General features: G+C 67.9%; 24 protein-coding genes. 6 read left to right on the forward strand and 18 right to left on the reverse strand.

Translation table 11 applies throughout. The features are described 5' to 3' along the window. Positions 1 to 17: 17 nt before the first annotated feature. Complete coding sequence (locus tag PE061_RS03630) at positions 18 to 578, reverse strand: YqgE/AlgH family protein (protein ID WP_271257804.1); 561 nt, start codon at positions 576 to 578, stop codon at positions 18 to 20. Between the two features lie 110 nt (positions 579 to 688). Between PE061_RS03630 and PE061_RS03635 the strand changes: the two genes are divergently transcribed. Together PE061_RS03635 and PE061_RS03640 are read left to right on the forward strand one after the other, a co-directional pair. Beyond that, positions 689 to 1,174, forward strand: a complete 486-nt coding sequence (locus PE061_RS03635) for a peroxiredoxin (RefSeq protein ID WP_271257805.1) — start codon at positions 689 to 691, stop codon at positions 1,172 to 1,174. A 6-nt stretch (positions 1,175 to 1,180) separates the two neighbouring features. Beyond that, positions 1,181 to 2,620: an AMP nucleosidase gene (locus tag PE061_RS03640; protein WP_271257806.1), complete on the forward strand. Its 1,440-nt coding sequence runs from the start codon at positions 1,181 to 1,183 to the stop codon at positions 2,618 to 2,620. A gap of 10 nt (positions 2,621 to 2,630) precedes the next feature. Here the strand turns inward: PE061_RS03640 and PE061_RS03645 are convergent, their stop codons facing one another. The 4 genes from PE061_RS03645 to PE061_RS03660 are packed head-to-tail and all read right to left on the reverse strand — an operon-like array spanning position 2,631 to position 6,319. Next, entirely contained in the window at positions 2,631 to 4,430 is a 1,800-nt protein-coding gene (locus tag PE061_RS03645; RefSeq protein WP_271257807.1) for a M2 family metallopeptidase, read from the reverse strand. A 56-nt stretch (positions 4,431 to 4,486) separates the two neighbouring features. After that, entirely contained in the window at positions 4,487 to 5,251 is a 765-nt protein-coding gene (locus PE061_RS03650; RefSeq protein ID WP_271257808.1) for an alpha/beta fold hydrolase, read from the reverse strand. Next, a complete protein-coding gene (locus tag PE061_RS03655; RefSeq protein WP_271257809.1) occupies positions 5,232 to 5,672 on the reverse strand; it encodes a GFA family protein in 441 nt (146 codons plus the stop codon). Before PE061_RS03655 ends, PE061_RS03650 begins: the two co-directional genes overlap by 20 nt. Then, positions 5,669 to 6,319 (reverse strand): 2-hydroxychromene-2-carboxylate isomerase, encoded by a 651-nt coding sequence (locus tag PE061_RS03660; RefSeq protein WP_271257810.1) that lies wholly within the window; start codon positions 6,317 to 6,319, stop codon positions 5,669 to 5,671. Before PE061_RS03660 ends, PE061_RS03655 begins: the two co-directional genes overlap by 4 nt. A gap of 79 nt (positions 6,320 to 6,398) precedes the next feature. On the opposite strand from PE061_RS03660, the gene PE061_RS03665 reads away from it, so the two are divergent. Genes PE061_RS03665 through PE061_RS03675 form a run of 3 tightly spaced genes read left to right on the forward strand, consistent with a single transcriptional unit; the run spans position 6,399 to position 9,452 of the window. Then, on the forward strand, positions 6,399 to 6,842 hold the full coding sequence (locus tag PE061_RS03665) for a MarR family winged helix-turn-helix transcriptional regulator (protein ID WP_271257811.1): 444 nt from the start codon (positions 6,399 to 6,401) through the stop codon (positions 6,840 to 6,842). Further along, complete coding sequence (locus tag PE061_RS03670) at positions 6,835 to 7,914, forward strand: HlyD family secretion protein (protein ID WP_271257812.1); 1,080 nt, start codon at positions 6,835 to 6,837, stop codon at positions 7,912 to 7,914. Before PE061_RS03665 ends, PE061_RS03670 begins: the two co-directional genes overlap by 8 nt. Further along, positions 7,914 to 9,452: a DHA2 family efflux MFS transporter permease subunit gene (locus PE061_RS03675; RefSeq protein WP_271257813.1), complete on the forward strand. Its 1,539-nt coding sequence runs from the start codon at positions 7,914 to 7,916 to the stop codon at positions 9,450 to 9,452. The genes PE061_RS03670 and PE061_RS03675 overlap by 1 nt, the downstream gene beginning before the upstream one ends. Before the next feature lie 4 nt (positions 9,453 to 9,456). Here the strand turns inward: PE061_RS03675 and PE061_RS03680 are convergent, their stop codons facing one another. The 12 genes from PE061_RS03680 to ffh form a co-directional block, all read right to left on the reverse strand. Then, positions 9,457 to 10,482 (reverse strand): aspartate-semialdehyde dehydrogenase, encoded by a 1,026-nt coding sequence (locus PE061_RS03680; RefSeq protein WP_271257814.1) that lies wholly within the window; start codon positions 10,480 to 10,482, stop codon positions 9,457 to 9,459. 63 nt (positions 10,483 to 10,545) lie between these two features. Continuing rightward, on the reverse strand, positions 10,546 to 11,247 hold the full coding sequence (locus PE061_RS03685) for a DUF502 domain-containing protein (RefSeq protein ID WP_271257815.1): 702 nt from the start codon (positions 11,245 to 11,247) through the stop codon (positions 10,546 to 10,548). A 66-nt stretch (positions 11,248 to 11,313) separates the two neighbouring features. Next, entirely contained in the window at positions 11,314 to 12,369 is a 1,056-nt protein-coding gene (gene leuB, locus PE061_RS03690) for a 3-isopropylmalate dehydrogenase (RefSeq protein ID WP_271257816.1), read from the reverse strand. Between the two features lie 30 nt (positions 12,370 to 12,399). Then, positions 12,400 to 12,999, reverse strand: coding sequence for a 3-isopropylmalate dehydratase small subunit (leuD, locus tag PE061_RS03695; protein ID WP_271257817.1), 600 nt, complete (start codon positions 12,997 to 12,999; stop codon positions 12,400 to 12,402). After that, the gene (gene leuC / locus PE061_RS03700; RefSeq protein ID WP_271257818.1) at positions 12,999 to 14,420 is read right to left on the reverse strand and encodes a 3-isopropylmalate dehydratase large subunit; all 1,422 of its coding nucleotides are present in this window, start codon (positions 14,418 to 14,420) and stop codon (positions 12,999 to 13,001) included. Before leuC ends, leuD begins: the two co-directional genes overlap by 1 nt. 100 nt (positions 14,421 to 14,520) lie before the next feature. Then, a complete protein-coding gene (gene rplS, locus PE061_RS03705) occupies positions 14,521 to 14,895 on the reverse strand; it encodes a 50S ribosomal protein L19 (protein WP_271257819.1) in 375 nt (124 codons plus the stop codon). 1 nt (position 14,896) lies between these two features. Continuing rightward, entirely contained in the window at positions 14,897 to 15,637 is a 741-nt protein-coding gene (trmD, locus tag PE061_RS03710; protein WP_271257820.1) for a tRNA (guanosine(37)-N1)-methyltransferase TrmD, read from the reverse strand. Then, entirely contained in the window at positions 15,634 to 16,017 is a 384-nt protein-coding gene (locus PE061_RS03715) for a type II toxin-antitoxin system VapC family toxin (RefSeq protein WP_271257821.1), read from the reverse strand. The genes trmD and PE061_RS03715 overlap by 4 nt, the downstream gene beginning before the upstream one ends. Next, positions 16,010 to 16,285 (reverse strand): AbrB/MazE/SpoVT family DNA-binding domain-containing protein, encoded by a 276-nt coding sequence (locus PE061_RS03720; RefSeq protein ID WP_271257822.1) that lies wholly within the window; start codon positions 16,283 to 16,285, stop codon positions 16,010 to 16,012. Before PE061_RS03720 ends, PE061_RS03715 begins: the two co-directional genes overlap by 8 nt. 31 nt (positions 16,286 to 16,316) lie before the next feature. After that, entirely contained in the window at positions 16,317 to 16,802 is a 486-nt protein-coding gene (rimM, locus tag PE061_RS03725; RefSeq protein ID WP_271257823.1) for a ribosome maturation factor RimM, read from the reverse strand. A gap of 3 nt (positions 16,803 to 16,805) precedes the next feature. After that, on the reverse strand, positions 16,806 to 17,327 hold the full coding sequence (gene rpsP / locus PE061_RS03730; RefSeq protein WP_271257824.1) for a 30S ribosomal protein S16: 522 nt from the start codon (positions 17,325 to 17,327) through the stop codon (positions 16,806 to 16,808). A gap of 29 nt (positions 17,328 to 17,356) precedes the next feature. Then, positions 17,357 to 18,790 (reverse strand): signal recognition particle protein, encoded by a 1,434-nt coding sequence (gene ffh / locus PE061_RS03735; protein ID WP_271257825.1) that lies wholly within the window; start codon positions 18,788 to 18,790, stop codon positions 17,357 to 17,359. 337 nt (positions 18,791 to 19,127) lie between these two features. Between ffh and PE061_RS03740 the strand changes: the two genes are divergently transcribed. Next, on the forward strand, positions 19,128 to 19,679 hold the full coding sequence (locus tag PE061_RS03740) for an opacity protein (RefSeq protein WP_271257826.1): 552 nt from the start codon (positions 19,128 to 19,130) through the stop codon (positions 19,677 to 19,679). Between the two features lie 33 nt (positions 19,680 to 19,712). On the opposite strand, the gene PE061_RS03745 is transcribed toward PE061_RS03740, so the two are convergent. After that, complete coding sequence (locus PE061_RS03745; RefSeq protein WP_271257827.1) at positions 19,713 to 20,423, reverse strand: class I SAM-dependent methyltransferase; 711 nt, start codon at positions 20,421 to 20,423, stop codon at positions 19,713 to 19,715. Positions 20,424 to 20,495 lie beyond the last annotated feature (72 nt).

Here is a 20,495-nt window from a genome sequence, read left to right on the forward strand (position 1 = left end):
GAGGGACGCACGCCCGTTTATGCGTGCCCCGCGCTGGCGCTGAGCAGCCCGACGTCGATGCCCGCGCCCGCGAAGGCGGAGGTCCAGCGGCTCTCGATCGGCGCGTCGAACAGCAGCTCGCTGCGGCCCGGCACCGCGAACCAGCCGTGCCGCGTCATCTCCTCGTCGAGTTGACCCGCGCCCCAGCCCGCGTAGCCGAGCGCGATCAGCCAGCGTTTCGGTCCCTTGCCCGCCGCGATGTCGCGCAGGATGTCGAGCGTGGCGGTGAGCGCCCAGCGCCCGCCGACGGACAGCGTCGACTGCCCCTCGTATTCCGGGCTGTGCAGCACGAAGCCCCGGCCCGGCTCCACCGGCCCGCCCGCGAACACGGGAACCGCGGGCGCGATGCCGGGATCGACGTCGAGCTGTTCGAGCAGGCTGCGCACGTCGATGTCGTCGCGGATCCTGTTGACGATGAGCCCGAGCGCCGACTCGGCGTCGTGAACGCACATCGCGATCACCACGCGCTCGAATCGGGGATCGGCCATGCCGGGCATCGACAGCAGCAGCTGTCCCGAAAGGTAGGGCGCGACGTCCATCGCCGGGAGTATAGGCGTTCCTCCCCCGCTCTGCCAACGGACGCTTGGCGATCGGCGGGGGACCGGTTACGAAGCGCGTCCAGATTTCCCCCGGCCAAGGAGCAAGAGCCATGACGATTTCGGTAGGCGACAGGATCCCGAGCGCGACGCTGATGACGATGACGGAAAGCGGCCCCGCGCCCGTCCACACCGACGAGTTCTTCGCCGGGCGCACCGTGGCGCTGTTCTCCGTGCCGGGCGCGTTCACGCCGACCTGCTCGGCGAAGCACCTGCCGGGCTTCATAGATCATGCCGACGAGCTGAAGGCGAAGGGCGTCGACGAGATCGCCTGCATCGCCGTGAACGACGCCTTCGTGATGGGCGCGTGGGGCAAGGGCGCGGGCGCCGACGGCAAGGTGACGATGCTTGCCGACGGCAACGGCAGCTTTTCGGAAGCCCTCGGCCTCACCATGGACGCCTCCAAGTTCGGCATGGGCAAGCGCGGCCAGCGTTTCTCGCTGCTGGTGAAGGACGGCGTCGTCTCCGAGCTGAACGTCGAGGAGCCGGGCGCCTTCCGCGTGTCGAGCGCCGAGCACCTGCTGGGCCAGCTGGCCTAAGCCAACATGCAGGACGCCGCAGCCGTCGTCGCGGAACTCGACCGCCTCTACGAGGCGTCCCGCGAGCGGCTGCGGACCGCGCTGCAAGCCTATATCGCGGACGGCACCCGCCCCGACGCGGCGGCGCGCGAGGGCGGCGCCTTCGCCTATCCCGAGCTGCGGCTCACCTACGGCGGCGAGCGCGCGGCGCATCCGGCGTCCCATTCGTGGGGGCGGCTGACCGCGCCGGGCACCTACGCCACCAGCATCACGCGGCCCGCGCTGTTCCGCGACTATCTCGCCGAGCAGATCAGCCTTCTCGCCCGCGACTACGGCGTCACCTTCGAGGCCGTGCCCGGCCGCCAGGAAATCCCGTTTCCTTATGTGCTCGACGCGGGCGGGCTCGAACTCGGCGAGGTCCGCGCCGAGGAACTCGCGCGCTGGTTCCCGGCGACCGAGCTTGCCCACATCGGCGACGAGGTCGCGGACGGCCTCTGGAACCCGGCGCTGAGCCCGGCGCGGCCGCTCGCGCTGTTCGACGCGCTGCGCACCGATTTCAGCCTCGCGCGCCTTCGCCACTACACCGGGACGCCGCCCGAGCACGTGCAGCGCTACGTGCTGTTCACCAACTACCACCGCTACGTCGACGAGTTCGTGCGCTGGGGCTGCGAGCAGCTGACGAGCAGCAGCCGCTACATCGCGCTGTCGGGCGCGGGCGGCGTGGTGATGACCGCCGGAGACGCCGACCCCGAGCGCATGGCCTCCGACGCGGCGTGGCGGCGGCACCAGATGCCCGCGTGGCACCTGATGAGCGAGGACGGCACCGGCATCAGCCTCGTCAACATCGGCGTCGGCCCGTCGAACGCCAAGACGATCACCGACCACCTCGCCGTGCTGAGACCCGAGGCGTGGGTGATGATCGGCCACTGCGGCGGCCTCCGCCCGACGCAGACCATCGGCGACTACGTGCTGGCGCACGCGTACCTGCGCGACGACCACGTGCTCGACGACGTGCTGCCGCCGGAGATCCCCATCCCTGCCATCGCCGAGGTGCAGCAGGCGCTCCAGCAGGCCGCGCTCGACGTCTCCGGCGAGAGCGCCGACGCGCTGAAGCGGAGGCTCAGAACCGGCACCGTCGTCACCACCGACGACCGCAACTGGGAGCTGCGCTATTCGCTCTCGGCGCTGCGCTTCTCGCAGTCGCGCGCCGTCGCCATCGACATGGAATCGGCGACGATCGCCGCGCAGGGCTACCGCTTCCGCGTCCCCTACGGCACGCTGCTCTGCGTCTCCGACAAGCCGCTGCACGGCGAACTCAAGCTGCCCGGGCAGGCGAACCGCTTCTACGAGCGCGCCATCCGCGAGCACATCCGCATCGGCATCGCCACCTGCGACCTGCTCCGCGCCGCCGGCACGCGCCTCCACAGCCGCAAGCTCCGCGCCTTCGACGAGCCGGCGTTCAGGTAGGTCCCTTACCTCACCAGCCGCAGGTCTTGCCCTTGTTCTGCTTTTCGAGCCACGTCATCAGCGGCTGGAAGTAGGCGATCATCGCCTTGCCGTCCATTTGCCGCGAGCCCGTGAACGCCTGCAATGCGTCCGGCCACGGCTTCGAGGCGCCCATCGCCAGCATCGCGTTCAGCTTCTCGCCGACCGCCTTGTCGCCGTAGATCGAGCAGCGGTGCAGCGGCCCCTTCCAGCCCGCCTGCCTGCACGCCGCCTGATGGAACTGGAACTGCAGCAGCCGCGCGAGAAAATAGCGCGTGTAGGGCGTATTGCCGGGGATATGGTACTTCGCGCCCGGATCGAAATCCGCCTCGCTGCGCGGCACCGGCGGCACGATGCCCTGGTACTGGAGGCGGAGGTCGTTCCACGCCTTGTTGTAGGTGTTGGGCGTGATCTGCCCCGAGAACACGCCCCAGCGCCACTTGTCGATGAGGAGGCCGAAGGGCAGGAACGCCACCTTGTCCATCGCCTGTTTGAGCAGGAGCCCGATGTCCTTGTCCGCGCTCGGCACCGCCTTCGGGTCGAGCAGCCCGATCTTCACGAGGTAATCCGGCGTCACCGACAGGGCGATGAAATCGCCCACGGCTTCGTGGAAGCCGTCGTTGGCGCTGTTCATGTAGAGATAGGGCTGCCGGTTGTAGGCGCGCTGGTAGTAGTTGTGCCCGAGTTCGTGGTGCACGGTGACGAAATCGTCGCCGTTCACCTTGGTGCACATCTTGATGCGGATGTCGTCCTTGTTGTCGATGTCCCAAGCGCTGGCGTGGCACACCACCTCGCGGTCGCGCGGCGCCGTGATCATCGAGCGGTCCCAGAAGGTCTGCGGCAGCGGCGCGAAGCCGAGCGAGGAGAAGAAGCCCTCGCCGGTCTTCACGATCGTTTCAGGCGTATAGTTCTTCGCCGCGAGCAGCTCGGTGAGATCGTAGCCGACATCCCCCGCACCTTCCGGTGCGACAATATCGTATACATTACCCCATTCCTGCGCCCACATGTTGCCGAGCAGGTCGGCGCGGATCGGACCCGTCTTCGGCTGCACGGCGTCGCCGTATTTCTCGCTCAGCTTCGTGCGCGTGTAGCAATGAAGCTGGTCGTAGAGCGGCTTCACCTGCTTCCACGTGTCGTCGGTGAGCTTCGCGAACGCGTCCGGGTCCATGTCATAGCCCGCACGCCACTGCGCGCCGGTGTCGGCGTAGCCGAGTTCCTTCGAACCGGCATTCGAGATGCGGACGAACTTCGTGTAGTCGGCCCGCATCGGCGCGCCGACCTTGTGCCACGAGGCCCACATCTCCTTCAACACCTCGGGATCGCGCTCGGTGCCCATCAGCGCCTCGAGGTCGTTGCCGCTCTTCACCTCGCCCTTGTACGTGCCCTTGCCCTTGCCGTAGGCCGATTGCAGCCCGGTGAGCAGCGTCGACAGCTCGTCCGCCGCGCCCGGCGTGTTCGGCGCGGGCGCGACGAGGCCCTGCCGCAGCATGTCGAGCTTGCGCTTCGTGTCGGAGGAGAGGCCGGGCAGCGCCGCATATTTCGCCGCTTCGGACGCATAGCGCACGCCGGCCTCGGTGAACGCCGCGCCGGTGCGCGCGGCGAGGATGTCGGTGTCGTCGGTGATATAGGTCGCGTTCACCCACGCGGCGCGCGCCGCGAAGATGCCGAGTTCCTCAAGGTCCTTCTCGGCCTTCGCGACGAAGGCGTCGGCATCGGATGCCGTGGGGGCGGGCGACGCGCCGGTCGCGAGCAACATGGCGGCGAGCGCCAGTGCGGAAGTCAGGCTTTTCATGGTCGGAATCTCCCCTGAACCGTTATGCCGTCACGGTAGAACGGCGCATCCGGGGGTCAAGCGGCGAAGAAGTCCGCCAGCGACGAGCCGAGTTCGGGCCGCGTGACGCTCGACATGTGCGTGCCGGGAATCTCCACCCACGTCGCGTTCGGCAGCGTTTCCGAAAGCCGGAACGCCTCGGCGTTGTAGTGGTCCTCCGCGCCGCAGAGCACGAGCGCGGGCTCGGCAATCGCCTCGACGTCGGCGAGCGCCGAGTCGACCTGCGCGTTCAGCAGGTGGATGGCAGCCGCCGGATCGACCTTGTTGGTCTTCATGAACTGGATTGCGAAATATTCCTCGCTGCCGCGCGCATGAGCATCGGCGTTCCGGACCGTTTCGATGAACCAGTCCGTGCTGGGCGCGACGTCCACGATCGGCTTCAGCCCCATGCCGACGATCGCGATCCGGCGCGGGCGGGCGCCACGGACGATCGCACGCACCGTCTGCCGCCCGCCGAGCGAATAGCCGCCGAGATCGTAGTCGGTGAGGCCGAGATGGTCGATCAGCGCGAGCACGTCGTCCGCCAGCACGTCGGGCGGATATGAGGCCGCATCGGTCGGCGCGGCGCTTTTCCCGTGCGCGCGGAAATCCGGCATGATGAGGCGCAGGCCAGCCTCGGCGAGGCGTGCCGCCGTGCCGAACTTCACCCAGTTGACGCGCGCGTTCGAAAACAGGCCGTGCAGCAGCACGAGCGGGCGTCCGTCTTCCGGCCCGGCTTCCGTCCACGCGATGCGGACGCCGTCGAACGATTCGAAATCCCGGTCACGCGTCTGGAGAGACACCCGCTTCCTTCCACCGTTTGTTCAGCGCCTCGTACTCATCGCAGCGCTGGCCGGGAAGAGCGGACGTGTCGCTCCATGCGTCGTGGCGGCTTTCGATACCGAAATTATGCTTCGGGAAGAACCGCGCGGGATCGTCGAAAGACCCCACGGTCAGGTCCATGTTCGCGCTGTCCGGAAAGGCGAAGCCGAGCGGCGTGCCGCAGTTCGAACAGAACGGCCGCCTCGCGATCGGCGAAGAGGCGTACCAGTCCGGCTCCCGGCTCCAGCGCACCGCCGCCTTCGGCAGGTTCTTGAACGCGATCGAGACGCCGCCCGTGGCGCGCTGGCAATAGCGGCAATGGCAGAGATAGGCCTCGTAGGTCTCGATCTCCGCCTCGTAGCGGATACGGCCGCACTGGCAGCCGCCGGTCATTAGCGTCATCGCGCCTCCAGTCCCGCCTGCTTCATGCGCCAGACGGCAATGTCGATGCGATCCTGCCCGAAAAACGGCTCGCCGTCGAACACCAGCGTCGGCACGCCCCAGTGGCCTGCCTTTTCCAGCGCCTGCTGGTTGGCGGCGATCTCGGCGTCCAGCGCATCCGCATCGGATGCGGCCTCGGCCTCGATCTCCGCAAAATCGAGCCCGGCACGCGCCGCCGCTCCGGCGAGGTGTTCGCCCTCGTGCCAGTTCTCCGTGCCGCCCCAGATCAGCCGGGAGGCTTCATCGGCAAACTCAAGCCCTGCCCCGCGCCGCGCCGCCGCCTGCCCGAGTCGCGTCAGGCGGAAGATGTAGGGCTGCTCGGCCGCGATCTCGCGCGTGAACACGTTCTGGACGATGGGGTCCGGCCGCGGCGGCGTCACCGGGATCCCGAGATACTGCGCCACCCGCACGAAATCGCGCATCGTGTAGCCGAGCCAGTTGGGGTGGTTGGTCTCGAAGAAATCAGGTCGGCGAATCGCCAGAGGATAGACGGGCCTGAGGTCGATCCGGAGGTCGTATTCTTGCGTCAGTGCGCGGTAGCGGTGCGTCGCGAGATACGAATAGGGCGAGCGGAACGACCAGAAGAGGTCGGCGAAAAGCGTCGGCATGTGCGACAAATTACACCGCTTCCCGGGACATGCCATCCTGCCATTGCATATAGTAAGCATGGCTACTATATGCGCGCTTATGAGCGAATCTCTCAGTTTTCTTCTCGCGGACAGCGCCCGTTTGCTGCGGCGCGAGTTCGACGCGCGCGTGCGCCCGATGGGCATCACGCGCCCGCAGTGGCGCGTTCTCACCGTCCTGAAACGCGGTGAAGGCATCAACCAGGGCGAGCTTGCGGAACGGCTGGAGGTGGAGGCGATCACGGTCGGCCGCATGGTCGACCGGCTTCAGGACGCCGGCTTCGTCGAACGCCGCGCCGATCCGCAGGACCGGCGCGCGTGGCGGCTGTTCCTCACCCCCCGCTCCCACGCGATCATCAAGGAACTGCTGCCCATTTCCGACCGCATGATCGAGGACACGCTGGAAGGCTTCACCACGGAGGATCGCGCGGCGTTCGTGGGCTATCTGGAACGCGTGCGCGCCAATCTCTCGCGGCGCGTCGAACAGGAGGCCGTTAATGGCTGATCTGGGATTCGAGGTGAACGACGACACGGCGCTGTCGCGCCGCCGTTTCCCGGCGTGGCTGCGCCCGCTGCTGATGCTGTCGGTGCCGCTGCTGCTGATCGCGGTCGGCGCATGGCTCTACATCGCCGGGCTGGCGCATGAATCGACGGACAACGCCTATGTCCGGCAGGACAAGGTTTCGATCGCGCCCGAGGTCAGCGGCCGCGTCGTCGAGGTTGCGGTGCGCGAGAACATACGCGTCGGCGAAGGCCAGCTCCTGTTCCGCATCGACCCCGAGCCTTACCGAATCGCGCTCCGGCAGGCGGAAGCGGCACTCGCCAAGGCCCGCGTCGAGGTGGACGAACTCGGCGCCGAGGTGACGGTGGCGGACGTCGACATCGCCGCGGCGCGCGACGAGATCGCCTTCGCCAGGGCCGAGTTCGACCGGCAAGCGGAGCTGCTGAACCGCGGCTTCACGACGCGCGCGCGCTATCAGGCGGCGCAGCTCGCGCTCGCCAAGGCGCGCGAACAGATGAACACGGCGACGTCGCAGGCGCGCAAGGCGCGCGTCGCGCTCGGCAGCGGCGGCGCGGCCTCCAACCGGCCCGCGGCGGTCGAAGCCGCGCTCGCCGCGCGCGAGGAAGCGATGCTGAATCTGTCGCGCACGGAAATCCGCGCGCCCGCGAGCGGCATCATCAGCCAGACCGAGCGGCTTCAGATCGGTGCGATGCTTCCCGCCGGGCTGCCGACGCTCAGCCTCGTCGCCGACGGCCATTCGTGGATCGAGGCGAACTTCAAGGAAACCGAGCTGCGCAAGATGCGTCCGGGTCAGAAGGCGTCGATCCGGATCGACGCCTACGGCGAGGCGCTGAACGGCCATGTCGAAAGCATCGGCGCGGGCACGGGCAGCGAATTCGCACTGCTCCCGGCGCAGAACGCCAACGGCAACTGGGTGAAGGTGACGCAGCGCGTGCCCGTGCGCATCGCCATCGATTCGAAGAGCACCCGCCCGCTGATCGCCGGCCTCAGCGCCGAGGTGAAGGTCGACGTCCGTCCGGACGAAAACGCGCACGCAAACCCCGACGCAAACTGATGTCCGCCAGCGCCGCAGCAGCGCACGGCCAGCCGGTCGTCGAGGTCAGCAACAAGCCGCTGCTCATCGTCGGCATCATGCTGGCAATGATCATGCAGGTGCTCGATTCCACGATCGCCAACGTCGCGCTGCCGCACATGCAGGCCTCGCTCGGCGCGACCTTCGACAGCGTTTCGTGGGTGCTGACGAGCTACATCCTCGCCACCGCCATCGCCATGCCGCTCACCGGCTGGCTGTCCGACCGGTTCGGGTCGCGCAGGCTGTTCATCTTTTCGGTGGCGGGTTTCATCGTCACCTCGATGCTGTGCGGCATCGCCGTCAACCTTCCCGAAATGGTGCTGTTCCGTGTGCTTCAAGGCGCGTCCGCGGCGTTCGTGGGGCCACTGTCGCAGTCCGTCATGCTCGACATCACGCCGCGTGAACAGCACGCAAAGGCAATGGCGGTGTGGGGCATGGGCATCATGGTCGGGCCGATCATGGGGCCGATCATCGGCGGCTGGCTCACCGACAACTACAACTGGCGCTGGATCTTCTACATCAACGTGCCGATCGGCATCGCGACGCTTGCGATCCTGATCGCGCTGCTCCCCTCGCGTCCCGTGCTGCGGCGCAGCTTCGACCTGTTCGGCTTCTCCATGCTCGCCGTCGGCCTCGCTGCGCTGCAACTGATGCTCGATCGCGGGCATCAGGAGGACTGGCTGCAATCCTGGGAAATCCGCATCGAACTCGGCCTCGCCATCATCGGCATCTGGCTTTTCCTCGTCCACATGGCGACGGGCCGGCGGCCGATGTTCGACCGCGACATGCTGAAGAACCGCAACCTGCTGCTCGGCCTGTTCTTCATGACTAATATCGGCGCGCTGCTGATGGCAACGATGGCGCTGCTGCCGCCGATGCTGCAGACCGTCTACGGCTATCCGGTCATCGAGACCGGGCTCGTGCTCGCGCCGCGCGGCATCGGCGTTCTCTTCAGCCTCGCGCTGGCGGGAATCCTCGCCGGCCGCGTCGACCCGCGCGCGCTCATCGGCACCGGCATGGCGATCACCGCCGCTTCGCTCTGGTGGATGGCCCACTGGTCGCTCGACATGAGCTTCCATCCGGTGATCTGGAGCGGCCTGCTGCAGGGCGCGGGGATCGGCCTCATCTTCTCGTCGATGAACCTCGTCGCCTTCGCCACGCTCCCGCCCCGCCATCGCACCGACGCGGCGAGCCTGCTCTACCTCGTGCGGAACCTCGGCGCGTCGGTCGGCATCTCCATCTGCACGGCGCAGCTTGCCCGCACCACGCAGGCGAGCCACGAGATTCTCGCCGGGAACATCACCGAAACCTCGCTAGCGCCGCTCAACCCGCACCTGCTGGAGGGCGCGGGCAGCGTAGGCGCAAGCCTCTTCTCGATGATCGACGCGGAGATCACCCGGCAGGCAATGATGATCGGCTACATCAACGACTTCTACCTGTTGATGACTGTCGCGCTGGTTTCGATCCCGCTGGTGCTGCTGCTGAAACGACCGCCGCCCGTGCCCACCACCGGGCGCTGACGCCTCACGCCTTCCTGAGGTGCCGCCGGCCGAGCAGCTCGGCGATCTGCACGGCGTTGAGCGCCGCGCCCTTGCGGAGGTTGTCGCTGACGCACCAGAGACTGAGGCCGTGCGCGACGGTCGGGTCCTTGCGGACGCGGCTCACGTAGGTCGCGTACTCGCCGACGCACTCGATGGGCGTGACGTAGCCGCCGTCCTCGCGCTTGTCGACGAGCATGATGCCCGGGGCGGCGCGCAGCACCTCGTGCGCTTTCGCGACCGAGATCGGGTTCTCGAACTCGATGGTGATCGCCTCCGAGTGGCCGACGAACACCGGCACGCGCACGCAGGTCGCGGTCACGCCGATGGCGGGATCGAGAATCTTGTGCGTCTCGGCAACCATCTTCCACTCTTCCTTGGTGGAGCCGTCTTCCATGAAGACGTCGATGTGCGGGATGACGTTGAAGGCGATCTGCTTGGTGAACTTGCGGGTTTCCTTGGGATCGCCCACGAAGATCGCGCGGGTCTGCTCGAACAGCTCGTCCATGCCTTCCTTGCCCGCGCCCGACACGGACTGGTAGGTCGAGACGACGACGCGCCTGATCGTCGCCGCGTCGTGCAACGGCTTCAGCGCCACCACCATCTGCGCGGTCGAGCAGTTCGGGTTCGCGATGATATTGCGCTTCGCGTAGCCGTCGATCGCGTCCGGATTCACTTCGGGCACGATCAGCGGTACGTCCGGCTCCATGCGGTAGAGCGAGCTGTTGTCGATGACGACGCAGCCTGCCGCCGCAGCCTTCGGCGCGTAGATCTTCGTGGGGCCGGAACCGGCGGCGAAGAGCGCGATGTCCCAGCCCGTGAAGTCGAAATGCTCGAGGTTGCGGACCTTGAGCTCCCGGTCCGTCTCTCCGAAGGGGATCATGTCGCCCGTGGAGCGCGGGCTCGCCACCGCCGCGATCTCGTCGAGCGGGAATTCGCGCTCGGCGAGGATGTTCAGCATCTCGCGGCCGACATTCCCGGTCGCGCCCACAACGGCAACCCTGTACCCCATCATGCGTATCCTGCCTGAAATCCGACGCGCGGCGTTCTGCGCCGCGGCGACCGCGCTTGCAAGTCAGTTCTGCGGCGCAGCCGGCTTCGCGCGCAGCCCGTCGGGCGGCAACATGCCGAGCGAGATGTAATATTTGAACAGCTCGTCGACGCTGACGCCCGACACCTCGATCACCGACGCGGGCGGCACGAGGATGAGGCCGCCCGTCATCGGCAGCGGCGCGGTGGGGATGTAGATCATCATGCGCGGCTCGCCGCCCACCATCAGCGGCTCGGGCGAGGCGAGCAGCGCCAGCACGTCCGTTCCCCCCTCGCCGAAGCGGCAGGCGACGACGCGCATCGCGGCAAGGTCGCTCTCGTTCTTCGTACCGATCATGCGGATCAGCTTGGAGATCGGGCGGTAGACGTCGCGCAGCACGGGGATGCGCCCGATGACCGCATCCAGCCGCCGCTCGACGCTGCGCCGCGCACGTTCCTGAAAGGCGAAACCGATCGCCCAGATGCCGATGACGACGAAGATCAGCAGCAGCCAGAAACCGACCGTGCCGTCCCCGAAGATGAAGGCGCCGCCGCTCGTCAGCGCCGAGCCGAGCAGCGTGTCGGCACCGAACAGCCCCGCGACCTGCCGCACCAGCCAGTCGAGGATCATCAGCGTCAGGATGAACGGCAGCAGGAACAGGAGACCGGTGAGGAACTGCGCGACGATCCTGTCGAACGCGACGCGCCACGGCGGACGGAGCGGTTCGGGAGGCGGGTCGGTTGTCATATGGTCACGATAGCGGGAAGGTTTCGAAAGGCCAACGCTCGCACCATCGCCGCGCGCCGCGTACTCCTAGAGCGCCGCGATGATCGCCGCGCCCATTTCGTGCGTCGAGAGCGTCCCGCCGAGGTCGCGGGTGCGCGCGCCGCCGGTCAGCGCCTTGTCCACGGCCGCTTCGACACGGTCGGCGGCGGCGGCGGCGCCGAGGCTGAAGCGCAGCGCCATCGCGAAGCTGAGGATCGCCGCGCACGGGTTCGCGAGGCCCTGCCCGGCGATGTCGGGCGCCGAGCCGTGGATCGGTTCGTAGAGACCGGGCTTTCCCGCCTCGCCGATCGCGGCGGAGGGCAGCATCCCGAGCGAGCCGGTGAGCATCGCCGCCTCGTCCGAGAGGATGTCGCCGAACAGGTTGTCGGTGACGATCACGTCGAACTGCTTCGGGTTCTTCACGAGCTGCATCGCCATGTTGTCGGCGAGCATGTGCGAAAGCTCCACGTCGGCATATTCGGCCTTGTGCAGCGCCGTCACCTCCTCCTTCCAGAGCAGGCCCGCCTCCATCACGTTCGACTTTTCCGCCGAGCAGACGCGGTTCGAGCGCTTCCGCGCCAGCTCGAACGCCGTGCGCGCGACGCGGCGGATTTCGGACGAGGTATAGACCTGCGTGTTGACGCCGCGCCGCTCGCCGCCGCCGAGGTCCTCGATGCCGCGCGGCGTGCCGAAATAGACGCCGCCGACGAGTTCGCGCACGAACAGGATGTCGAGACCCTCGACATACTCGCGCTTGAGGCTGGAGGCATCGGCAAGCGCCGCGAAGCAGCGCGCCGGGCGCAGGTTCGCATAGACGCCCATTTCGGAACGCAGGCGCAGCAGCCCCGCTTCGGGGCGCTTGTCATAGGCCTGTCCGGCCCACTTCGGTCCGCCGACCGCGCCCATCAGCGCAGCATCGGAAGCAAGCGCCCGCGCCACCGTCTCGTCGGTGATCGGAAGGCCCGTGGCGTCGATGGCCGCACCGCCGAACAGCGCCTCCTCGACCGCGATGTCGAGCGCCAGCGTATCCAGAAGCCGGCGAACCTCCCCGATCACTTCCGGACCGATACCGTCACCCGGAAGCAGCAGCAGGGATTTCGTCATGGTTTCCAGTCCTTCTTGTGATGTGCGCGTTCAAGCGGCCTTCGCGGCGCCTGCGATCCACGGCTGCTCGGCGACAAGCTTCGCCTCGAACGCGGCGATGTCCTTGTCCATCGCCTGCGTGAGACCGATCTCGTCGAGGCCGTTCATCAGGCAGTGCTTGCGGAACGGGTCGATCTCGAAGGTGAAGCGGTCCTGATACGGCGTCGTCACCACCTGGTTCTCGAGGTCGACGGTGATCTCGTCGGTTTCCGCGACCTCCATCAGCCGGTCGATCTGCGCCTGCGGCAAGGCCACCAGCAACATGCCGTTCTTGAAGGCGTTGCCCGAAAAGATGTCCGCGAACGAGGGCGCGATCACGACGCGGAAGCCCATGTCGGTGAGCGCCCACGGCGCATGTTCGCGGCTGGAGCCGCAGCCGAAATTGTCGCCCGCGATGAGCACCGGCGCGCCCTTGTGGCGCGGCTGGTCGAAGATGTTGTCCGGGTTCTCGCGGATCACCGCGAAGGCGCCCTTGCCGAGACCCGCGCGCTGGATGGTCTTCAGGAAGCGCGCCGGAATGATGACGTCGGTGTCGACGTTCTTCGCGCCGAACGGCACGGCGATGCCGGTGAGGGTCTTGAAGGCGTCCATCAGGCGGCTCCCATCAGCTGGCGCACGTCGGTGAGGCGGCCGGTGACGGCGGCGGCGGCGGCCATCGCGGGCGACATCAGGTGCGTGCGCGCTCCCGGCCCCTGCCGTCCGACGAAGTTGCGGTTGGAGGTGGAGGCGCAGCGCTCTCCCGCAGGCACCTTGTCCGGGTTCATGCCGAGGCACATCGAGCAGCCCGGCTCGCGCCAGTCGAAGCCCGCCTCGATGAAGATGCGGTCGAGCCCCTCGGCCTCGGCCTGCCGCTTGACGAGGCCGGAGCCCGGCACCACGAGCGCCTGCTTCACATGGGCGGCGACATGACGGCCCTTCGCCACGGCGGCGGCGGCGCGCAGGTCTTCGATGCGGCTGTTCGTGCAGCTTCCGATGAAGATGTTCTGCACCTCGACGTCCTCGAGGCGCGTGCCCGGCTCGAGCCCCATGTAGTCGAGGCTCTTCTGCGCGGCGGCCTGCTTGGTGGGATCGGCGAAGCTCGCAGGCTCGGGCACGATGCCGGTGATCGGCACCACGTCCTCCGGGCTCGTGCCCCACGTGACGAGCGGGGCGATCTTCGTGCCGTCGATGACGACGCTCCTATCGAAGCGCGCGCCGGGATCGGTGACGAGCGTGCGCCAGTAGGCGACCGCCCTTTCCCAGTCCGCGCCCTTCGGGCTTCGCGGGCGATCCTTGAAGTAGGCGAAGGTCTTCTCGTCGGGCGCGATGAGTCCCGCACGTGCGCCGCCCTCAATCGCCATGTTGCACACGGTCATGCGGCCTTCGACCGACATCGCCTCGATTACGGGCCCGCGATACTCGATGACATGGCCGGTGCCGCCGCCCGTGCCCGTCTCGCCGATCACCGCCAGCGTCACGTCCTTCGGCGTCACGCCGTGGCCGAGGCTGCCCTCGACGCGGACCTCCATCGTCTTCGCGCGGCGCAGCAGCAGCGTCTGCGTCGCGAACACGTGCTCGATCTCGGACGTGCCGATGCCGAAGGCGAGCGCCCCGAACGCGCCGTGCGTCGCCGTGTGGCTGTCGCCGCAGACGACCGTGGTGCCGGGCAGCGTGAAGCCCTGCTCCGGCCCGATCACGTGCACGATGCCCTGCCGCGCGTCGTTCATCTCGATGAGCTCGACGCCGAAGTCCGCCGTGTTGCGGATCAGCGCATCGAGCTGCGCGGCGCTCTCGGGATCGGCGATCGGCTCGAAGCGATGGTTCGTCGGCACGTTGTGGTCCGGCACGGCGAGCGTCAGGTCCGGGCGGCGAAGCCGGCGGCCCGCGCTGCGAAGCCCCTCGAACGCCTGCGGCGTCGTCACTTCATGGATGAGGTGCCGGTCGATGAAGATGAGCGAGGTGCCGTCCGGCCGTTCGGCGACGACGTGGGCGTCCCAGATCTTCTCGTAGAGCGTGCGCGGGGTCTGTGTCATGCGCGCGGAAGTAGGCGATGATCGCACAAAGCGCAACGGCATCGAAACGCGAACGGCCGCCCCGGTCTCCCGGCGCGGCCGTCCATGAATCTGGCGGCGCTTACGCGGTTTCGCGCGTGTCGCGGCGCTCGGCGATGCGGGCCGACTTGCCGCTGCGGCCGCGCAGGTAATAGAGCTTGGCGCGGCGGACGGCGCCGCGGCGCACGACCTCGATCGAATCGACGTTCGGCGAATAGAGCGGGAAGACGCGCTCGACGCCCTCGCCGAAGCTCACCTTGCGAACGGTGAAGTTGGAGCTGACGCCCTTGTTCGAGCGGGCGATGCAGACGCCCTCGAAGTTCTGGACGCGGGTGCGCTCGCCCTCGACGACGCGCACGCCGACGCGGAGCGTGTCGCCCGGGCGGAATTCCGGAATGGTCTTGCCCGCGGCAAGCTTCTCGATCTGCTCGGCTTCGAGCTGCTGGATGAGGTTCATCTCATTCGTCCTTGTTCTCACGCCGCGCGCCAGAGGGCTCGCCGACCCGAGCGCCACCACGGCGCTCCCACAGGTCCGGCCGCCTTAGCCGTGTATCGGTCTCCGCCTGACGCTGGCGCCAGGCCCCGATCCGCGCATGATCCCCCGATCGCAGCACTTCGGGGATCGTGCGCCCTTCCCATTCATTGGGCCGGGTATACTGCGGATATTCGAGGAGGCCGCTTTCGAAGCTTTCCTCGGTTCCGCTCGAAGCGGCGCCCATTACGCCGGGAACGAGCCGAATGCAAGCGTCAAGCAGCGTCAGCGCCGCCATTTCCCCGCCCGAAAGCACATAGTCGCCGATCGACACCTGTTCGATGGGCCGCGCCTCGAACAGCCGCTCGTCGATGCCCTCGAACCGGCCGCAGAGGATCGAGACGCCCGGCCCCGCCGCCAGCGCCCGCACCCGCGCCTGTGTAAGCGGCGCGCCGCGCGGCGTCATGGCGAGGAGCGGCACGTCCGGGCGGCGCGCCAGAACGTCGTCTACGGCGCGCGACAACACGTCCGCCCGCATCACCATGCCCGCGCCGCCGCCCGCGGGCGTATCATCGACGGAACGATGACGGTCCGCGGCGAAATCGCGGATCTGCACGGTTTCCAGCGACCACAGCCCCTCGGCGAGCGCACGCCCGGCAAGACTGTGGCCGAGCGGACCCGGGAACATCTCCGGGTAGAGCGTGAGGACGGCGGCGGCGAAGGTCACAGCGGCAGCGTCCAGTTCTCGACCCGAAGGCCGGGGATATCGGCGAAGTCGGCGCCATTATTGGTGACAAGCGTCAGACCAAGCGCAAGCGCATGAGCCGCAATCAGCCGATCGAACCGTGCTCGCTTGAACGGAAGGGCGCCATAAACAGCGGCTGCATGCGTATCGAACGGAAGCACCGTTATCGCCTCGAGCATCGCGACAATGCCGGGCGCCTCAAGAATCCGCCCTCCATATCCGACCGACAGCTCCGCAAGGCTGACCGAGGAGATGAACAGCGAGCCTTCCGGCTGTGCGACAACACGCTGGCGCAGCCATGACGACTCCCCCTTCAACATGTAGATGCAGATGTTGCTGTCGAGCAGGAAGCCGTCAGTCATCGCGCTTCAGAAGCTTGCCGTCCCAATCCAGCTCGCGTTCCTCGAACTCCCGATCCTCCGGGCGCAACGGTTTCAGCCATGGCGCCTTGCCCCAGAAGCCGCTGACGTCGATCCTCGCCGGCTTCGCCGGGGCGGGCTCGAACGCGAAATGGCCCTGCTCTTCGCGCAGCACCATCACGTCGCCGTCCTTGAGGCCGAGTTCCTTCGGCAGGCGCAGCGCCACCGAGTTGCCCGACTTGAAGACCTTGGCCCTGTATTCCTTGCCCATCACGCCGCTCCGTATATACGCCCTGTATATACTATGGAAGGAAGGCCGGATCAAGGACGATGCGGGCGCTCGCCTCGGGCACGGCATCGGCGTTGAACGGCACCATGAAGCGTTTGCCGTCCGGCTGTTCGATTTCGAGGATGTCGCCGGCGCCGTAGTTTTCCACGGCGAAGACCGTGCCCACGGCCGCGCCGTCCGTGGTGACGACGGCAAGCCCGATCAGGTCGGCGATGTAGACCTCGCCCTCGCCCGGCGGCGGCAGCGCGTCCCGGTCCACGGTGAGTTCGCTGCCGCGCAGCGCCTCCGCGGCGTTGCGGTCGGGCACCTCGGCGAAGCGGGCGATGACGCCTTTCGGCGTATCCTTCGCGGCCTTCAGCGTCAGCGTGCGGCCGCTTGCTTCGAAGATCTTGAAGGCGCGGAAGCTGTCGAAGCTGTCGGTGAACAGCTTCAGCCGCACCTCGCCGGTCACGCCGTGCGCGCCGATGACGACGGCAAGCGTGACCCGGCGGGTGGACATGCTTTACTCGGCCTTTTCGGCTTCGTCGGCCGCAGGCGCGGCTTCGGCGGCGGCTTCCGCCGGAGCTTCCGGAGCGGCGGCCTCGACAGCGGCTTCCTCGGCGGCGGCCTCGGCCGGCACTTCCTCGGCAACCACATCCTCGGCGGGCGCTTCTTCCTCGGCGGGCGCGTTCGCGGCGGCTTCCGCCTCGGCGAGCTTCGCGGCACGCTCCTCGGCGCGCTCCTTGGCCTTCTCGCCCGGCTCGGCCTTCTTCGGGTTGTTCTTCGGCGTGCGCTTCATGAGGCCGGCGGCATCGAGGAAGCGGGCGACGCGGTCGGACGGCTGCGCGCCGACCTTCAGCCAGTGCGCAGCACGCTCGGTGTCGAGCTTCACGCGCTCGCCCGACTCCTTCGGCAGCAGCGGATTGTAGGTGCCGAGGCGCTCCAGATACTTGCCGTCGCGCGGATTGCGCGAGTCGGCGACGACGATGCGGTAGACGGGGCGCTTCTTGGCGCCGCCGCGGGCGAGACGGATGGAAATAGCCATTTTCTTCGTTTCCTTGCTTGAACTGAACGCTAGCGTTTGTTGAACCTGTCGAAGCCGGGCGGAAGCTGCGGGACGCCGCCTCCCCCCAGTCCTCCGAGACCACCAAGGCCGGGGAGACCCCCGCCCATTTTCCCCATGAGACCGGCGAGCCCCTTCATGCCGCCCATCTTCCGGATCTTCTTCATGGCCGTGGACATTTCCTGGTGCATCTTCAGGAGCTTGTTCACCTCCTGCACCGTCGTCCCCGCGCCGTTCGCGATGCGGATCTTGCGCTTCGCGTTCAAAATCTCGGGCTTCACGCGCTCCTTCGGCGTCATGGAGAGGATCACCGCCTCCATGCGGCCGAGCAGCCTGTCGTCGGCGCCCGCCTTCTCGGCCTGCGCGGCGAGCTTGCCCATGCCGGGCAGCATGGAGATCAGCCCCGCCATGCCGCCCATCTTCTTCATCTGCTGAAGCTGCGAGCGCAGGTCGTTCATGTCGAACTGACCCTTGGCGAGCTTCGCCGCCATGCGCTCGGCGTCTTCCTGCTCGATCGTCGCCGCCGCCTTCTCGACGAGGCTGACGACGTCGCCCATGCCGAGGATGCGGCCCGCGACGCGCTGCGGATCGAACGCATCGAGCGCATCGAGCTTTTCGCCGACGCCGACGAACTTGATCGGTCTCCCCGTGACGTGCCGCATCGAAAGCGCCGCACCGCCACGCGCGTCGCCGTCCATGCGGGTGAGCACGACGCCGGTGAGGTCGACCTGTTTCGAGAAGCTCTCGGCGACGTTCACCGCGTCCTGACCCGTCAGCGCATCGACGACGAGCAGGATTTCCTGCGGCACCGCCACGGCAGCGACGCTCTGCATCTCCGCCATCAGCGCGGCATCGACGTGGAGGCGGCCCGCCGTATCGAGCATCAGCACGTCGAAGCCCTGCAGCTTCGCGGCCTGCATGGCGCGGCGGGCGATGTCGACCGGCTGCTGCCCGGCGATGACCGGAAGCGTCGTCACCTCGGTCTGCTCGCCGAGCACGCGAAGCTGTTCCTGCGCGGCCGGGCGGTTGACGTCGAGCGAGGCCATCAGGACCTTCTTGCGGTCCTTCTCCTTCAGGCGCTTCGCGATCTTCGCGGTCGTCGTCGTCTTGCCCGAGCCCTGGAGGCCGACCATCATGACGACGGCGGGCGGCGTAACGCCGAGTTCGAGCCCCTCGGCGTCGCCGCCGAGCATGGTCGCAAGCTCGTCGTGGACGATCTTCACGACCTGCTGGCCGGGCGTGACCGAACGGATCACCTCGGCGCCGACCGCGCGCTCCGTCACCTTGTCGATGAAGCTCTTGGCGACAGGGAGCGCGACATCGGCTTCCAGAAGCGCGACGCGCACCTCGCGCATCGCCGCGCGCACGTCCGCTTCGGTCAGCGCGCCGCGGCCGCGCAGACGCTCGAAGACGCCGCCAAGACGCTCTGAAAGACTTTCGAACATCACGATCCCTTATGCGAAACGCCCCAACGCAAAGCGCGCCGGCGGGCGAACCTTCGCTGACCGGCGTGCATCCGTGGACGCGTCTCGTACTCGCGCTTTCAAAGAAAAAGCACCGGCCTCGTAGGCGCGAGGAACGATGATGTCAATGCGCAGGCGGCGGATGTTGCCACAGCGCAACACCTGTTGCGGCAATCGGCAGCGCACATGCAACCCGAACGGGTGCCCGCAGGTTGATGCCACCGTCGCCGGACAGGCTTAGGGGCACTTAGGTCCGGCGGCGTGTGTTCAAGCCCGGCGTGCGGCCCCACTGCACGTCCCAAGCGTAAGAGGTATTTCCATGAAACTCACCCTGATCGCGGCGCTTTGCGCCGCCACCCTTCCGTTCGCCGCCGCGCAGGCACAGGGGGCCGAATCGCCGGACGGCAGCCGCGCCTTCGGCATCGAGCCCTATGTGGGCATCGGCGGCGGCTGGCACGATTTCGACACCGGCAACAAGGGCCTGCTGCAAACGCAGGGCAGCGCCAAGGGCGGGCTCGTGACCGGCTTTGCCGGCGTCAACGTGCCGCTCGGCATGTTCGTCGTGGGCGCCGAGGGCAACGTCGCCAAGGGCTTCGGCGACATCGACTGGGAATACGGCGTCACCGGCCATGTCGGCATCCGCGTCGGCGAGAGCGGCATGGTCTTCGGCCGCGCCGGCTACCAGTGGGTCAACACCGACATCGGCGATGACCGCAACGAGCTCTACGGCTTCGGCGTCGAGGTCGGACCGAAGGACATCGGCCTCGGCGGCGTGACCGGCGAAAGCGGCGTGCGCCTGCGCCTCGCCGTCGACACGTTCGACGTGTTCCAGAGCATCCGTCCGACCGCGGCGGTCGTGTTCCACTTCTAACCTGTCAGAGGCGCCGTGGACGCCTGCGGGCGTCTACGGCGCCGACCGGCACGGCTGGATGTCGATCGGGCGCGGCCGGGGCTTCGTCGCCGCGTAGATCGCGAGATACGACTTGCCGTCCAGCTCGTGCAGCGCCTGCCGCTCGAAGCCGATCGTCGTCACCTCGCAGTCGAGCAGCCACGGCGGCGTCCCGTGACTCCGCGTCGGCCGGTCGGCATCGACGATGCCGACGAGCGCCCCCGGCTTCAGGCTGGTGCGCAGGTTCCAGAGCAGCTCGTAGGGGTTCTCGATCTCGTGGTACATGTGCACGAGGAGCGCGCGGTCGAGGCTGGCGGGCGGCAGCTTGGGATCGCCCGGCGTGCCGAGCACCACCGAGACATTGCTGAACCCCTCGGCGTGCACGCGGCCGCGCAGGTCGTTCACGGTGTTCTCGAAAATATCCTCGGCATAGACGCGGCCCGCATCGCCCACCCGGCGCGAGAGGTTCACCGTGTAGTAGCCTCGCCCAGCGCCGATATCGGCGACGACCGAGCCGGGCGCGATGCCCATCAGGTCCATCACGCGGCGCGCCTCGCCCGCCCGCTCGCGGCTCTCCTCGTCGGAGAACTGGGCGCTGACGATCTCCGCGACCGGCCGCTCGACGGACGGGAAACTGTCCTCCCCCGGAGGCTCCGGCGGCGCGGGCGGCGCCTTGCAGGCCGCCAGCAGCGCGAACGAAAGCAGGAAAAAAACGCGGCCTGTCATTGGCCCCCTTCTACTTCGAACGCTGCCGTGCAGGCAATGCGAAGGACCGCGCATGGACTCGGGAAGCGCGAA

Source organism: Sphingosinicella microcystinivorans (genome assembly GCF_027941835.1).
Classification (GTDB): domain Bacteria; phylum Pseudomonadota; class Alphaproteobacteria; order Sphingomonadales; family Sphingomonadaceae; genus Sphingosinicella.